Genomic DNA, 15,422 nt, shown 5'->3' on the forward strand with positions numbered 1-15,422 from the left:
GGCTTAAGTTTTTAGATGGCTTGATTCCTACGCAGGTATTAACCTGATCAGGTTCAACGGTACTCATCCTTAAATTTAGCGAACTAAATTTAGATGATCTCAGCAGGAAATTACCTGCGCTCCGTCAAGCTTTGTGCGGATATTAGCATGAAGGCTGTTTTAAAACAGTGTTATTTTTCATCGATTTTGCAGTGCAGAATTTTGGCTAGGCACATGTGCAATTGAACTTGCATTGGCTAAGTAGAGGACTGATTTACACAGATGGCGTCACTAAAACAGTCTTTCTTATAATGCGGATCAGGATTGCGGACACCAATTAAATTCAACAGCTGCGCTTCTGATCGCTGATTAGATGCAGCAGTATTTTGATCTAATAATTTTAAAAATAAACGCGCCTGATCTGCCAATTTGGAGTTTTTTAATTGAGCCAAGCGTTCAATTTCTTCTAAAGAACTGGCTTGAATACTGAGGCGGTCTGAAAAATCATTAGAAACTGGGCTATGTGCCGAACCAATAAATAACAACTGGCTATATTGATATAGTAATTGTTGTGCATCTTTTTTGTAGGGGCTATCTGGATATTGTTTGAGATAGTCTTCCCAAAAAATTGCACGTGTCGCAATCTCTTGTGGCTCAATGGCTAAACTTTGTTGCAGCAAGGCAGGTTGTGCATTTTGTTCAGCCAGTTTTTCAATAAAGACTTGCTCAGATTCTTGCATATAAGGCGCAAAAATTTTGGCTAAATATTCAGGACTACGGCGATAGCGTAACTGTCCTTCACCTGCATCGAACAATTCCACATAGGCTTGGCCTTTATGTTTCAGTAAATACTGATCTCGGGCGGTGAGCTGCTCATAATGATTTTGTTGAATGGTGGGATGCTGAGCCATATCAAAGGCAAATTGTTCGAACGCCATTTGCTGTTGAGCCGTACGTTCAACATGTAAAAAGTTGCGATACATTTGATTGGACAAGCGCAGTAATTTTTTTTGTTCGTCCGCTTTTAACAATGGCAGACAGACTTTGAGATCTTGGTTGATTTGTTCTAAAGCGAAAGTTGTGCGTTGATCATCAATTTCCAGCATATTTTTTTCAAGTTTTTTGCATAGCAAAGACAAATCGACTGCTTCTTTTTGAACAGTCTTATTGTTGGGAAACTCTGGTGCAGGTTCAGGTTCAGGCTGTTGTTGGCATCCATTCAACATACTGAAACATAAAAACATTGCACTAAACTTTGCAGGCAGCTGAAAAAATTTTGACACAGGAACTCGATGCGCTATAGAAGTGGTATTGTCCGATGGAATGACGACTATTTTATAGATGAAACACGTGCAATATGTGTACTATTGTACAGTTCTTTGTTATAGCGTTGTGAGTAGTGTCCGAAAACGACTGAAATTATCCGGTTTTGTCGCATTTGATATAAAAAATTAATAAAAATCATACGGAAATTTGCAAGGATATGATTAGTATCTGCTTAGTTTTAGGCTTGAATATTCAATCTCGGGTATTTGAATATTAGGAATTTACAAAAAAAATGAACAAAAAAGTTGTGGTGGGTCTTTGTTTGCTTTTCACGAGTCAATGGGCGTGTGCGCTAGACCTTGTGCAAGCTTATGAACGTGCAAAACAAGAAGACCCCAATTGGCAAGCCAATAAACTACAATATGAAGCGGATAAATTGAATTTGGGGATTGCCAATGGGAACTTACTCCCGACGGTAACAATCTCCGGAAATGTGACCCGAAAAAATCAAAATTCCAACCAAAGTGGCGCTCAAGCCGGGCTGATCATGCCAGACAGCACCACAACAAGACAAATTGCGCTTACTGCCCGTCAGCCCATTTTTCGTTGGGATGCATGGGAAGGGCTGAAGCAAGTCAAGACCTCGATTAATTTAAGTGAAATCAATCTGCGGATTCAAAAACAAGATCATATTTTAAATGTATCCGAAGCTTATTTTAATGTCCTACGTCAGCAAGCATTGACGGTTGCCAACTTACAAGAAGAACAGGCGCTATCTGAACAGCTGCGCATGATGAATGCTAAATTAAAAGAAGGTTTGGTGGCAAAAAGTGATGTCAGCGAAGCCAATGCTCAATATCAAAATGCTCGGGCCAACCGCATGGCGACTAATGTTCAATTGGTTTTGGCGCAGGAACAATTACAACAGTTGATTGGGCCATATCGAGAAAATTTGGCGGTGTTACGTGAAGATTTTCATTTTGAAAAACCGATTCCAAACAATGTACAAGCGTGGGAAGAACTGGCTCAGGAGCAGAACCTAGGCATTTTACAAGCGCGTATGCAACAACGTTATGCGGAAGATGGCAAACGCGTCGAAAAAGCTGCCTTATATCCTCAGATTGAAGCGGTAGGGACCTATGGTTATAACAAGCAAAGTCCACAATCCATCATGTCGCAAGATGGTCAATTTGATCAGGTGGGGATTGAAATGAACTGGAATGTGTTTAATGGCGGACGGACACAGAAATCCATTAAGCAAGCAGCGATCAATGTTGAAAAAAGCCAAGCACAGGTGGATGCAGCAATTCGAAAAGCACAAACCGATGTAAAAAAATCTTATATGCAAGTCGAAACGGATCAAAGTAAATTACAGGCACGTAAAGCCGCGATGGATTCTTCCGCGCAAGTGTCTTTAGCATCACAAGCCCAGTATCAGGAAGGTCTGAAAACTATGGTTGATGTGCTACTGGCACAGCGTAATGCCTTTTCAGCCCGTCAAGATTATTTAAATTCCAAGTACGATTATTTAATACATGTATTACAACTCAAAGCCTCCGTTGGGAAATTAACGGAAGCTGATTTAGTGGAAATGAATGCATGGTTGGTCGATCAGAAAAATCAGCCATCGATCCTACTAAAGAAATAATCCATGGTCATAAAAGTTTCACAATCAATATGCTTTAATATGGCACTAAAATCTGCCGATTCACGTTGTAGTGGAGACTCGCTTTGCCTAATAATCCTGTTTTAAATCATCACATTTCTTCGCAATTCAATGAAGAGTTGCAGGATGTGCATACCAAATTTATGACCATGGGTGGTTTGGTGGAGCAACAGGTTGCAAATGCCATTCATGCCTTATTGGATACGGATGCAACGATGGCGATTGATGTTCAATTTCAAGACAATACGGTGAACCGTATGGAAACTGAAATTGATGAAGCGCTCACCCTAATTTTGGCGCGTCGTCATCCTGCTGCGATTGATCTACGCATGGTGATTGCGATGTCGAAAGCCAACACCGATTTAGAACGGATTGGTGATGAAGCGGCAAAAATTGCCCGTATTGCACAAAGCTTGTGTGAAGAGGGTGGTTCACCGCGTGGTTATATGGAAACACGTCATATTGGCAACCAAGTCCGCGTGATGATTCATGATGCGCTCGATGCGTTTGCACGTTTGGATGTAGATCAGGCTTTACGTGTTCTTTTGGCCGATGCTGATATTGACCGCGAGTACCAATCGGCAACCCGTACCCTCATGACGTATATGATAGAAGATCCACGGCACATTACTCGGGTCATGAATGTACTTTGGGTGCTGCGTTCACTTGAACGTATTGGTGACCATGCTCGAAATATCTCTGAACAAGTGATTTATATGGTGAAAGGTCTAGATGTCCGTCACACCAGTGTTGAAGAAATTGAGCAAAAAGTTCAGCGTTAATTGATTAACATCAAGATGAACGAAGCCCATCAAATGATGGGCTTTTTTCGGTCTAAATTAACTATGTGTTTCTTCGTCTTCTTCAAAAGTCCGGGCAATTTTGTCAATATTTAAACTTTTCGCCATCGCATCGAAGATTTGCTTATAAGCACCTTCTTGATGGTACAAATCATGATGCTCCCCGTGTTCTACGATTTGTCCGTCTTTCATCACATAGGTGTAATCGGCATCGATAATTTGCGACAAACTATGTGAAATCATGATGACGGTACGCCCTTGTTTAATTTGATCCAGACTATTTTTAATTTGTTCAGCAGCGATCGCATCTAAACTTGCAGTCGGTTCATCTAAGAAAATAATCGGCGGATTTTTCAGGAACATACGTGCCAAGGCAATACGCTGTTGCTGTCCACCTGAGAGCAGCAAGGCATCGGCTTCATAGGCATGCGGCAGTTTTAAGATCTGATCATGGATCGAGGCTTTCCGTGCTGCATCGAAGACTTCTTGCTCTGTAGCTGTACTTTTTCCATAGCGAATATTTTCAAAAATTGAACCTGGGAAAATATGATTTTTTTGTAAAACCAAACCAATATTTTCACGTAAATACTGCGTATCAATCTGTTCTAAATCGATGCCATCGAGTTTGATATTGCCCGCTTGAGGATGATAAAACTTATCCAGTAAGCTAATTAATGTCGATTTACCAGCCCCAGATAAACCAACCAAGGCGGTGATTTTGTTCGGTTGGATGGTCATATTGATGCGGTGCAATGCCTGAAAGCCATTGGGATAGCTAAAGTCGACATTGCTCAATTCAAATTGACCTTGAATCGGAGGCTGGGCAGTGCCACTGGTTTCAATTTCATGATCCGCTTCTAAGATGTTAAAGAAGCTTTCTGAATAAATCATCGCAGAGTTAATTTCATCATAGATACGATGTAGCGAGCGAATCGGGGCAGAGACATTATTAAATAACAACACGTGATACATAATCATCCCGATACTCATTTGCCCATCCAAAACAAAATAGGCCGTCAGAATGATGATCAGCACTACACCGACCTGTTCAATAAAGGTTTTGAGTCCGTCAAAGATATAACTGGTTTGCCGTGTCTGCATCTGGTTTTCAGTCAGCGACTTTTGCAGATTTAATTGCTTTTTCGATTCGACGGCTTCTTTGTTAAAAGATTTAATGACCGTTATCGAATTGATAATACTCAGAATACCCTGATTTTTCTTTTCAAAATTATCGCGTAGGGCACGGCGTTTGCCTGCCAGTTTTTGTGATTGTTTAAAGGTCAGCCAAAAATAAATCGGCACGATAATTGTGGCCACCACGCCAACCCAAACATTGGCATAATACATTAAGCCCAGTGCAATAATGGCACTGGTAAAAAGCGGTAAAATATCAATAAAAAAGATTTGAACCAATCGTGTGAGCGAGCTGACACCCCGATCAATTCGAGTTTGGAGCTTACCTGCTTGGTTGTCTTGTTGATCGAAGAATGCCAATCGATAGGTGATAAATTTTTCAATAATGCCTTGGGACAAATCCTGAGAAATTAAAATACGTAACTTTTCACCAAACGATTTTTGTCCAAATTGCACGATGGCATTGATGACTTCTTTTCCCAGTAAGACTACGGTGATGGTGATTAATATATGCCAACCATTGGCTAGACCGAGGCCTTGTTGTAAAAGCTGATTGATGCTGTCTACGGCATATTTGAGTGTCAGGGCATTCACCTGTGCCGTAAGTGAGCCAATTAAGGTCAAGATCAGCGTCACGACCACCAGCCAGCGGTATGGCTGTACGAATGGACGTAATTTTTGGAAAAGCTGCCACAAGTTCATAAGCAATTATTTTTATTGTGAATATGAGCTTTAGTCTAAGACTGAAAATTCTATGCGACAAGTAATGACAATGTTTTGATTTGTGACGAGCGTTTTTCGGCTAAGATATTTTTTAAATGTGCTCACGACATCAGCATCACGCTGCTGTGCCAAACAGTGTTGAGTTGAACCGATGAATTTTGAATTATTTACGCCTGAACCGCATGCAAATCTGTTGCCCTATGATGGTGAAGTTGAAGATTATGGATTGATCTTCAATGCTGAAGACAGTGAAAAATATTTACGCTATTTCCTCACGCAGTTGGCTTGGCAGCATGATGAAGTCATTTTGCATGGACAGTATTTTCAAACGGAACGAAAAGTGGTTTGGTATGGAGATGCTCATTATGAGTATCACTATTCAGGCATGCAAAAGCAGGCATTGATCTGGAATCCAGCTTTACTGCGCTTAAAGCAACATATTGAGCAACGGGTGGGTCAGACGTTTAATTCCTGTTTGGCCAATTTATACGAAAATGGTACGCAAGCGGTGGGGTGGCATAGTGATGATGAGCCATCTTTGCTTTCACCCACACAGCAGGTGGTGATTGCATCCTTGAGTTTTGGGGCAAGCCGAAAGTTTTGCTTTAAACATAAAAGCACTCAAGAGAAAGTACAGCTTTTACTGCAAAGTGGACAGTTGATCGTGATGCGTGGGAAAACCCAACGGTATTGGAAACATGCCCTAATGAAGTCGATGAAAGTGACCGAGCCGAGGGTGAATTTAACCTTTCGTTATTTCTATGATCAACAGCCATAAAAAAAGCCCATATCTAGATGAGCTTTTTTCTTTCTCTGAGGAAGAGTATAGCGCCAATCAACTAAAATCATGGAACACATAGTTGAGATGACTGCTAAAGAACAATAATCATATTATGATAATCTTTCTGGAATTTATAATTAATAAATTCAATTAATAATATAAATTTATCAGATTAATTAAATATCATCTTTACAATATCGCATCAGTTGTGCGCAAACTGATCAGATTTAAATGGCGTCCGATTCTTCCATCAAACTGCTGTATTTTTTCTCAATACGCGCTGTACAGTCTTGCATCATTTCTACGATTTTTTGAAAATTCATAAATTCAAAACGATTTTTAGACGCCAATAGGGTCAAAGCAAGTGGGGGTTCTTTACTGGAAAATTTAATCGGAATCGATAGGCTCGACATATTCGGGTCAACTTCACCATTGGAAAAATAATAACCCTGCTTTTTAATCTTTTTCATTTGCTGCATAAACTCTTCTTCATTATGCGCAAAACCAACTTGAGATAATTCGTCAGCAAAACGGTGGTAATAATCTAAAATCCGTTGCTTAGGTAACTGAGACAAAATCACTTTAGACGATGAGCCTTTATACATCGGACGCGGGCTACCTCGACCATAAGCCAAGGCTGCATAGTCCTTATAAAGTTCATGATGCACATCAATACAAGAGTCGATATTTAGATGCGTCAATAAGCAACAAGACTCTGTGCGTTCCACAATTTCTTTCATGAATGGAATGCTAATTTGCACCAATGGATCGGTGGTGCGAGAAATAAAATCAAGCACAGCAATTTTTGAACCCAGTGTGTAATCGCCAGAAGTCCCACTGAGGCGCTGCAATAATTCAGCAGAAACCAGTTCTTTTAAATAGCGATAGCTCGTTGGTTTAGATAAGCCTAATTCTTCACTAATAATGTCGACATTGATGATGGGACGAGCAACTGAAAATAAGTCGAGTACGGTGAGAATTTTACCAAAACTGGAAAGCGCCATAAGAACCTGCTTGGTCACAATAAAAAATGAATCGTTAAGTTACTTTATAACAAATTGCTCGGCCTGATGTTGCGCTTTTCTACAATGGAAATGAAACAAATCTGAAATATCACAGGGTTTCTTGGGTCATCCTGATAAAAGCATAGTAAAAACCTGAAATACTCATTTAAAATATAGTTGAATTATCAAAATAAGATATTTTTATTGACTTTATTTTGTTTTTTTAGCAAAATTGCTATGAAAATATCCTATATTGAATAAATATTGCCCATATGTTCGATGCGCAGGCAATGTTGCACATTACTTTTTGTATTCAAATGGTTTGAAACACGATTTGAATCGCTTCTTTACTTATTGAAATTTCTAGTCATTCCTGTGCCGTGATACAGGTTGTGCTGTCGAATGTTTAAGCATTCGATACGAGGCCGTTTTCACTAAAAAGAAGCAAACCGACGAGATCAATCATGCTGCTGACGAAACAAATACTCGCTTTTCGGCCCAATAAAATGGACTGGATTTTTGCGACCAAAACGTTCATCGCGGGCATGTTGGCATTGTATGTGGCCTTTGTACTGAATTTGGCTTATCCGATTTGGGCGATTGGCACCGTTTTCGTGATCGCGAATCCATATTCAGGGATGACGTCTTCAAAAAGTTTGTATCGTGTATTAGGAACATTCTTAGGGGCGGCCGTGTCGGTGGTGGCACTGCCACATCTCATCCATATGCCTGTCCTGTTTACGGTGTTTTTAGCGGTTTGGGTTGGGTTTTGCCTGTATTTGTCACTGCTAGACCGTACGCCTCGTAGTTATGTTTCCATGTTGGCGGGTTATACCACGGTCATTATCTGTTTTAACGTGGTGTATTTTATTGATACCGCTTCGATCTTCGATATGGCCTTGGGGCGTTTTCTCGAAATTACGGTGGGTGTGGTCTGTAGTGCCATCGTGACCACGACATTATTTCCAATGCATATTGGCCCTGCAGTCGAAACACGCGTGAGCAAAACCTTTGCCGATACCAAAGAAATATTTGATCAGATTTTATTAGAGCCTGCCGAACTAGAAAATTATTCAAAAAATCTCGGCAATATTGCACGAGATATCGCGGATATACATGTCATGGCGGTGCATTTGTCATATGAAAAATCTACCTTAAAAGGCATGACACGTCCATTGCAGGAAATCTTGCATCAGTTGAGTTTGTTGGTCAGTAACTTGGTGGCCATGTCTGAACGGATGAAACAATTAGACGGTCTGGACACACATTATCGGACGGCACTCAAGCAAGCCCATGAACATATTGCCGCGTTTTTATTAGATCAACATCAGATTGAGGAAAGTGAACTTAATCAATTGCCTGAACAGTTTGAGCAAGATTTTCAACAGATTCAGGCACAGGCATTGCCATCACAACAGGTGATTTTGGGCAGTCTAAAAATGGATATTCGCCATTTTATTCAGAATATTCGTGCGATTCGCTTGCTTTGGCAGCGGGTACAGCAAGGCGACTCCACTTTACCAGCTACACTGACCGCCTTGGGCAATAGTCATTATCCGACTTTGCACCGAGATGCGGGGGTTGCCATTCGTGGCGGGGTGTCTGCATGTTTGATTATTTTAATTTCTACGGGTTTTTGGATCGTTAGTGGTTGGAAAGCTGGATTTATGATGGCCGAAATGGCTGCGATCAGTGCCTGTATTTTAACTGCAATGGATAACCCTGTTCCTGCATTGAAAATGTTTATTCGCGCCAATATGTATGCGGCGTTCATGGTGTTTATCTACGCCTATGGCATTTTCCCGCATGTGACCGCTTTTGGGCAGTTGATCGTGGTGTTAGCACCGTTTGTGATGTTCTGTCTGATGCTGTTTTTACATCCGCCTTTGATTGGGATCAGCTTGCCGCTTTTGATGGGCACCATCATGGGACTGAATTTTCAAAACCGCTTTAGCCTCGATCAGGTGTTTTTCTTTGATGCATCGATTGGGACGGTTTTGGGACCCATTATCTCGGTATTTATTATTCATTTAGTACGTGCAATGTCACCAGATATGACGGCCCAACGCATACTTTCACAGCACTACAAAGCACTGCGTCAGGCTTTATATCTGCCGTACGGCTTACCGTTTCGGGTGCATTTACGCAGTATGTTGGACCGAATCGGCATCCTAAACAGCAAAATGGTGCAATCAGGGAATTTGAAACAACAGATCGAGTGGGCTTTGGTGGAAGCCAGTGCCGTGATTGATTTGACCCGCTTGCAAGAACTCATGAATAAACTCGATCCGAATGATGCACTGGTCAGTGAACTTGAAGAGTTACAACAAGATTTAGATGACTATTTCCGTGCCATGGAACAAGGGCAAAAGAATGTGTATATGAGTTTGAAACAACAAATTGTAGAGCGAATTCAACGATTGAATCAGGCCGTTCAGGGTCTTGAAAACGACGATGTTATGCATCGAATTCAGTATTCACTGAACAATATTCAAAGCAGTTTGTGTCATGTCCTAACACAGCAGACTCCAAATCATTTACAGGTCGAGGCACAACATGGGTGAGCTAAATGTGTATGGCGTCTATGTGCCCATTCTATTGATTCAAGCGGTATTGGCCTATCTGTTATTGCGGGTCATCATGCGTTTGCTTGACCGATGGATGGCGCCAGATTGGGTGCCGATGCCCAATATTTTTTATTTGGGTGTATTTGTGATGTTGCTTTGGCTGGTGCATGAAATCTTTATTTTCTGCCAGTTCTAAGCCCCTAAAAAATGAAATGATTGAGGTAATCGTATGACCAATTTGAATGTCCGAAAATATGTTCGGCCTGTATTGTTGATAATCGTGCTATGTGGCGCATTACTTGCGCTGAAACATATTTGGGACTACTACAATTCGGAACCATGGACGCGTGATGGACGGGTACGTGGTGACGTGATTCAAGTGTCATCGGATGTTTCAGGTTTGGTCACAGACGTTTTAGTTCAAGACAACCAACAAGTGAAAAAAGGCCAAGTGCTGTTTCGTATAGATGTGGCACGTCAAGCTTTGGATGTTGAGCAAGCCAAATCTGACCTGGCGAAAGCCAACGCAGGACTGGCAGGGGCTGAAGCGCAGCTTGCTGAAGCCAAAGCCAATCTAGTGAAGTCACAAGCCAATATTAATCTTGCAGATAAAAATGCAAATCGTTATGCAAGTTTGATGGACGGTGCGATTTCAAAACAAGAACAAGATCAAATGTTTGCAGTACGTGATCAATCACATGCAGAGCATGAGCAAGCTCAGGCCGCGATTGAACAAGCCAAAGCCAGTGTGGTGCAGCAAAAAGCCCTAATTGAAGCAGCGAATAGCAGTTTGCATTTGGCTGAGTTGAATTTAAAACGTTCGGAAGTGGTTGCACCGACTGATGGAACATTGTCTAACTTTGAACTCAAAGCAGGGAATTACGTCAAAGTAGGACAAGCCGTGGCGGCTTTAATTGATCGTCAACAATTGTATGTTGTGGGATATTTTGAAGAAACCAAACTGGATAAAATCTATGTTGGCGCACCTGCAACAATCCAACTGATGGGAAGTTCTGAAGTTTATAAAGGCCATGTACAAGGCGTTGCCACAGGGATTGAAGACCGTGAACGTACGTCGACTGATGGTTTGCTTGCTAATGTTAATCCAACCTTTAGTTGGGTCCGTTTGGCACAGCGTGTACCAGTGAAAATTGTACTGGATGAAGTGCCGCATGATCAGTTGGCTTTTGTCGCGGGTCGAACCACTACGATTCATATTGTGGATAAAAACTAAGTTATCCCCAATCATTTCATTTGCGCAGCATTGAGTGATCAATCTTGCGCATAAAAAAGCATCCTTTTTCGGATGCTTTTTTATTTGCCTGTTTGTTGAAAGCGCTTAAGGTTTCAGTCCCACTGGATTTCGATACCAACTTTCAATAAATAATGCTGCAGCAAGGCTGTCGGCAGAAAGATTCTTCGCACGGCCTTGGGCTTGATAATGATCTAATTCATCACGCGCTTCACGTGTAGTTAAGCGTTCATCGACCATCAAGGTTTCAATATTGGTTTGGTGGCGAAGGCGTCGTGCAAATTTACGCGCACGTGTGGAGAGTTCAGATTCGCTATCATCCATATTGAGCGGTAGACCCACGATAAACAAATCCGGCTGATACTGTTTCACAATCTTGAGTAGATTATCCCAATTGGGAATGCCATCTTTCATGGGAAAGAGTGGTAGAGGATTTGCACTTTCAATCAGGGCTTGTCCCACAGCCATTCCTGTTTTTTGTGTGCCAAAGTCAAAGGCCATAATCATTTGATACTGTGGTAAATCAGGCATGTCCAATCTCAGATGATAACCACATGCGGTCTACCCCCATTTTTTTATAGGCAGCGTCCCAGCGGTCGTCATAAGGTAAGTTAAATATTAAATCCATGTCTGAGTCACAAATGAGCCAATCACCCCGAGCAATTTCTTCTTCTAATTGGCTTTTACCCCAACTGGCATAGCCTAGGGCCACCTGATAGCGACCCACACCTTCATTGTGTGCGATCGCATCTAAAATATCTTTAGAGGTGGTAATACAAACATTTTCACCTACAGCAATAGACGAATGCCATGTCGGTTGACCGGTATGAAGAACAAAACCTGCCTCTGGGCGCAAAGGTCCACCTTGCAACACTTCATGAGGATGCACATTATCTGCCTCAATTTCCAAATCATTCAAGAGTTCTTTGATCTGTAAACCTGATGGACGATTAATAATGATGCCTTGAGCGCCATCTTCATCATGTCGAGCCAAATAAATCACCGTATTGGCAAAGAATTCATCGTTCATTTCGGGTGGAGCAATCAGGCAGCGGTGTGTGAGGTATTGTTTAGTCACCTAATGGCTTCTCCTTATTGGGGTAAGTTTAATTCTTGGGGTGAATTGCATTCGAATAACGTTGTATTTATCAACATACTAGACTCACAAGTTTTCAACAATGAGTTTTTCTGCAAATTCAATATTTGTCATGCTCGACCAGTGAGGGACATGCTAAAAATCTTCATCGTAAAGGCAGGTCTACAATGCGGTGAATTGTAAAGCGATGATTGGTAATTTGAACAACAGCAGTACAAAAGCGAGGAGAAGATATACGTGATGGATGACTGAGATTGCTTAAAATAGCAGGATAAACTGAGGGTAAAACAATGACACATTTTTCAAAAATAATAGGGATGGCACTCTGTGCAAGCCTACCTATTTCAGGCTTTGCAGGAAGTGCTGACTTACAAAAACATGAATCTCAGGTGATTAAAAAATATAAAAACTTAAATTTTTATGAGGTCAATGAAGCGATAGAACGTGAAATTGTGGATGTCATTGCGGCAGATCCGAGCAGTTTTCACTACGGATTTACGCAACTCGAAAAGCAAGGTTTTGTTCATGTGCAATATTCTCCGGATAAAAAACTAAAATTTTATAGTTTTGATGTGTCTGGCGGAGGCACCATGGGGGAGTGGAGCAGCTATGTGCAATATGCAACGGGAAAAACGCAACATTTAGATCAATTTGACTCAGGCTATATCAATCAAATTTTGCCGATCAACATCCAAAATAAAACCGTATATTTGGTGAAGAGTTATTATAAAGGTGATAATTGCAGTGGATTACATCATCTAAGAGCTGTTGAAGTTGGGCCAAAACAGTTACTTAAATCTTATGTATTTCAAACTAAGCAAAAGAAACTAGATCAAATCTCGGTAGATTATGACTGCCATTATGAAACCGATCGTCGTAGCGGTAATGAATATCTCAAAATCAGTCCGAAACACGTGGATGTAATGTTGCTCAATCAACAACATCAGCCGCAGTATAAATATTTACGCTATACCTTAGGCTCGAAAGCCTTTGTGTATCAGGGAGTTGTCAAATAGTGTGTTTAAGAAAAAAGCCTGTGTACTTTGAATACACAGGCTTTTTTGCAAGCATCAAAAATTAACTATGTTGAAATTTTAATTGTCGCAACTGTTTTGCGTGTTGTAAGGTCGTTTGACTAATCTCCACACCACCAGTCATTCGAGCCAGCTCTTGAATCCGATCATCTTCTTCTAACTCAATAATGGTACTGCTTGCAGGATCCGTTTGGCGTTTTTTCACCAAAAGATGTTGGTCAGATTGGGCAGCGACTTGGGCTTGGTGAGTAATACATAAAATTTGAACATGCTGCGCCAAATCAGCCAACAAACGCCCGACAATTTCTGCCGTTCCGCCACTGATCCCGACATCAATTTCATCAAAGACTAACACTTCTGATTCAGTTTTTTCAGCATTCATCACTTGCATGACTAAGGCAATACGTGACAATTCACCCCCCGATGCCACGCGTGCTAAAGGCTGAGCAGGAATACCTTTGTTTGCGGTGAACAGCAGTTGAATAAAGCTCAAACCTTCACTTGAAGCTTGTTCTAGAGGCTCAAATTTAAATTCAAAATGTGCTTCTGGGAGCGCGAGCTGCTTCACTTGTTCAGTCAATTGCTTCGCCAATGGGGTAGATGCTTCACGACGAATATCATCCAAATGCTGTGCTTTGGCTAAAAAGTCTTGATGAGACACTTCCACTTGTTCAGCTAGGGTTTCAGGATCTTCAAGTTGATGTAATTGTTCTAGCTCAAGTTGCCACGCATCATAATCATTTTTTAAATCTTCAGGCTGAGTACGATATTTACGCGCTAAGCGATGAAAAACTTCGAGTTTAGTGTTTAATTCGTCCATACGTTCAGGATCGAAACTTTGACGATCAATAAAATGACGTAAATTTGCTGTCGCATCTTCAATTTCACTTTGAGCGTTCAGTAGCGACGTATAAATTTCAGAAAGTTGTTCACTACGTCCTGCATGCGATTCAATCCGACGAATGATCGCGCCCATTTCTTGATTGATATTTTGCTCGGCATCATCGAGGGCATTTAGACCATAGCTACAGTCTTGCATGATATGTTCATGATGACTGAGACGGTCAAATTCTTGCTCGATTTCTTTGTAGTCCGTTTGCACAAGGTCTTCAAGTTCTTCTAATTGAAGTTCAAGCGTTTCTATCCGTTGCTTACGTGTGGCTTGGGCATCGAGAGCTGCTTGGTGCTGTCGAATGTCCTTTTGCCACTTGCTATAGGCATCACGCACGGCTTGAGCAGGCTGATAAAAATTGTAATAGCGATCTAGCCAATGTTTTGGATAAGGCGGTTCCAAGAGTTGTTGTTGGCTGTGTTGGCTATAGAGTTGTACCAATAAGCGGCCAATTTCTTTTAACTCAGATAAGCTGCTCGGACGTCCATTAATCCATGCTTTGCTGCGACCTGTTGCAAAAATCACGCGACGTAAATGGATTTCGCCAGACTCATCATCTAGTTCGTGTTCTTTGAGCCAAAGCGCTTCAGGGCTGTGCTCTTGATAGCTAAAGGTCGCTGTCACATCGGCTTTGTCTGATCCATAGCGCACGTAGTTGGTATCTGTACGTTCACCTAAGCAAGCTGATAATGCGTCTAGAAGTAAAGATTTACCTGCACCCGTTTCACCCGTCAGGACATTAAAGCCTTGTTCAATGTCGATGGCTAAATGGTCGGCTAATGCAAAATTGATCAGAGTTAAATGTGTCAGCATAAACGCATCCGAGCTGCGAAAAGTTCTAGTTAAAGATAATTAAGTTTTGTTTTGGTCACAAGACAAGTTTTATTTTAAGATGACGAAAAACCTCATAATTCTATCCTAAATTTCAGTTTAATAAGAAATTAGTTTCGTATCTGCCGTAAGCACGCAGTGTAGTGATGCAAAGAGTAAATGATCTTGCATAACGTGAGCTTAAACCACCAACGTCCTGCCAAGTCCTCACAAAACACGTTTGTGTATGTATTCTTGTATTTAATCTAGCGTGTTATTGCCATAAAACGTCATGATTTGGTCATTCAAATCCACCAATATGATTCATCACGCTGCTATTTTTTTGAAATGAGTTTGCAGCGTTTCGATCAACCCTAACTAGGACTTTAGTGGATGAAACAAAAAAGTATTTTGTACA

13 protein-coding genes and 1 riboswitch are annotated in these 15,422 nt (G+C 41.2%); of the genes, 7 read left to right on the forward strand and 6 right to left on the reverse strand.

Going from position 1 to position 15,422, the window contains the following annotated elements; all coding sequences use genetic code 11:
- Positions 1-7 precede the first annotated feature (7 nt).
- A riboswitch (TPP riboswitch) is annotated at positions 8-134 on the reverse strand.
- 102 nt (positions 135-236) lie between these two features.
- On the reverse strand, positions 237-1,223 hold the full coding sequence (locus FTT98_RS07015) for a hypothetical protein (RefSeq protein ID WP_180039984.1): 987 nt from the start codon (positions 1,221-1,223) through the stop codon (positions 237-239).
- A gap of 314 nt (positions 1,224-1,537) precedes the next feature.
- Between FTT98_RS07015 and FTT98_RS07020 the strand changes: the two genes are divergently transcribed.
- Together FTT98_RS07020 and phoU are read left to right on the forward strand one after the other, a co-directional pair.
- Positions 1,538-2,893: a TolC family outer membrane protein gene (locus FTT98_RS07020; protein WP_180039956.1), complete on the forward strand. Its 1,356-nt coding sequence runs from the start codon at positions 1,538-1,540 to the stop codon at positions 2,891-2,893.
- Positions 2,894-2,976: 83 nt separating this feature from the next.
- The gene (phoU, locus tag FTT98_RS07025; RefSeq protein ID WP_078189433.1) at positions 2,977-3,693 is read left to right on the forward strand and encodes a phosphate signaling complex protein PhoU; all 717 of its coding nucleotides are present in this window, start codon (positions 2,977-2,979) and stop codon (positions 3,691-3,693) included.
- A 57-nt stretch (positions 3,694-3,750) separates the two neighbouring features.
- On the opposite strand, the gene FTT98_RS07030 is transcribed toward phoU, so the two are convergent.
- Entirely contained in the window at positions 3,751-5,547 is a 1,797-nt protein-coding gene (locus FTT98_RS07030; RefSeq protein ID WP_078189432.1) for an ABC transporter ATP-binding protein, read from the reverse strand.
- 172 nt (positions 5,548-5,719) lie between these two features.
- Between FTT98_RS07030 and FTT98_RS07035 the strand changes: the two genes are divergently transcribed.
- Entirely contained in the window at positions 5,720-6,346 is a 627-nt protein-coding gene (locus tag FTT98_RS07035; RefSeq protein WP_180008049.1) for an alpha-ketoglutarate-dependent dioxygenase AlkB, read from the forward strand.
- Positions 6,347-6,576: 230 nt separating this feature from the next.
- Here the strand turns inward: FTT98_RS07035 and FTT98_RS07040 are convergent, their stop codons facing one another.
- A complete protein-coding gene (locus FTT98_RS07040) occupies positions 6,577-7,353 on the reverse strand; it encodes an IclR family transcriptional regulator (protein ID WP_180177186.1) in 777 nt (258 codons plus the stop codon).
- Between the two features lie 464 nt (positions 7,354-7,817).
- Here FTT98_RS07040 and FTT98_RS07045 point away from each other — a divergent pair, with 464 nt between their 5' ends.
- From FTT98_RS07045 to FTT98_RS07055, 3 genes are read left to right on the forward strand one after another with little or no spacing between them, the layout of a single operon-like run.
- The gene (locus FTT98_RS07045; RefSeq protein ID WP_180177187.1) at positions 7,818-9,917 is read left to right on the forward strand and encodes an FUSC family protein; all 2,100 of its coding nucleotides are present in this window, start codon (positions 7,818-7,820) and stop codon (positions 9,915-9,917) included.
- Positions 9,910-10,116, forward strand: coding sequence for a DUF1656 domain-containing protein (locus tag FTT98_RS07050; RefSeq protein ID WP_078189428.1), 207 nt, complete (start codon positions 9,910-9,912; stop codon positions 10,114-10,116). Before FTT98_RS07045 ends, FTT98_RS07050 begins: the two co-directional genes overlap by 8 nt.
- Before the next feature lie 33 nt (positions 10,117-10,149).
- Positions 10,150-11,154 (forward strand): HlyD family secretion protein, encoded by a 1,005-nt coding sequence (locus tag FTT98_RS07055; protein WP_180177188.1) that lies wholly within the window; start codon positions 10,150-10,152, stop codon positions 11,152-11,154.
- Between the two features lie 105 nt (positions 11,155-11,259).
- Here FTT98_RS07055 and ruvX read toward each other — a convergent pair whose 3' ends face one another.
- Both ruvX and FTT98_RS07065 read right to left on the reverse strand, forming a co-directional pair.
- The gene (gene ruvX, locus FTT98_RS07060; RefSeq protein WP_078192570.1) at positions 11,260-11,703 is read right to left on the reverse strand and encodes a Holliday junction resolvase RuvX; all 444 of its coding nucleotides are present in this window, start codon (positions 11,701-11,703) and stop codon (positions 11,260-11,262) included.
- Positions 11,696-12,250, reverse strand: coding sequence for a YqgE/AlgH family protein (locus tag FTT98_RS07065; protein WP_078189425.1), 555 nt, complete (start codon positions 12,248-12,250; stop codon positions 11,696-11,698). The genes ruvX and FTT98_RS07065 overlap by 8 nt, the downstream gene beginning before the upstream one ends.
- Before the next feature lie 308 nt (positions 12,251-12,558).
- On the opposite strand from FTT98_RS07065, the gene FTT98_RS07070 reads away from it, so the two are divergent.
- Entirely contained in the window at positions 12,559-13,284 is a 726-nt protein-coding gene (locus FTT98_RS07070; protein ID WP_180177189.1) for a hypothetical protein, read from the forward strand.
- A 61-nt stretch (positions 13,285-13,345) separates the two neighbouring features.
- On the opposite strand, the gene recN is transcribed toward FTT98_RS07070, so the two are convergent.
- Positions 13,346-15,007, reverse strand: a complete 1,662-nt coding sequence (gene recN / locus FTT98_RS07075) for a DNA repair protein RecN (RefSeq protein WP_180177190.1) — start codon at positions 15,005-15,007, stop codon at positions 13,346-13,348.
- Positions 15,008-15,422 lie beyond the last annotated feature (415 nt).

Origin of the sequence: Acinetobacter sp. YH12039 (genome assembly GCF_013420015.1) — a bacterium.
Taxonomy (GTDB): Bacteria; Pseudomonadota; Gammaproteobacteria; order Pseudomonadales; family Moraxellaceae; genus Acinetobacter; species Acinetobacter amyesii.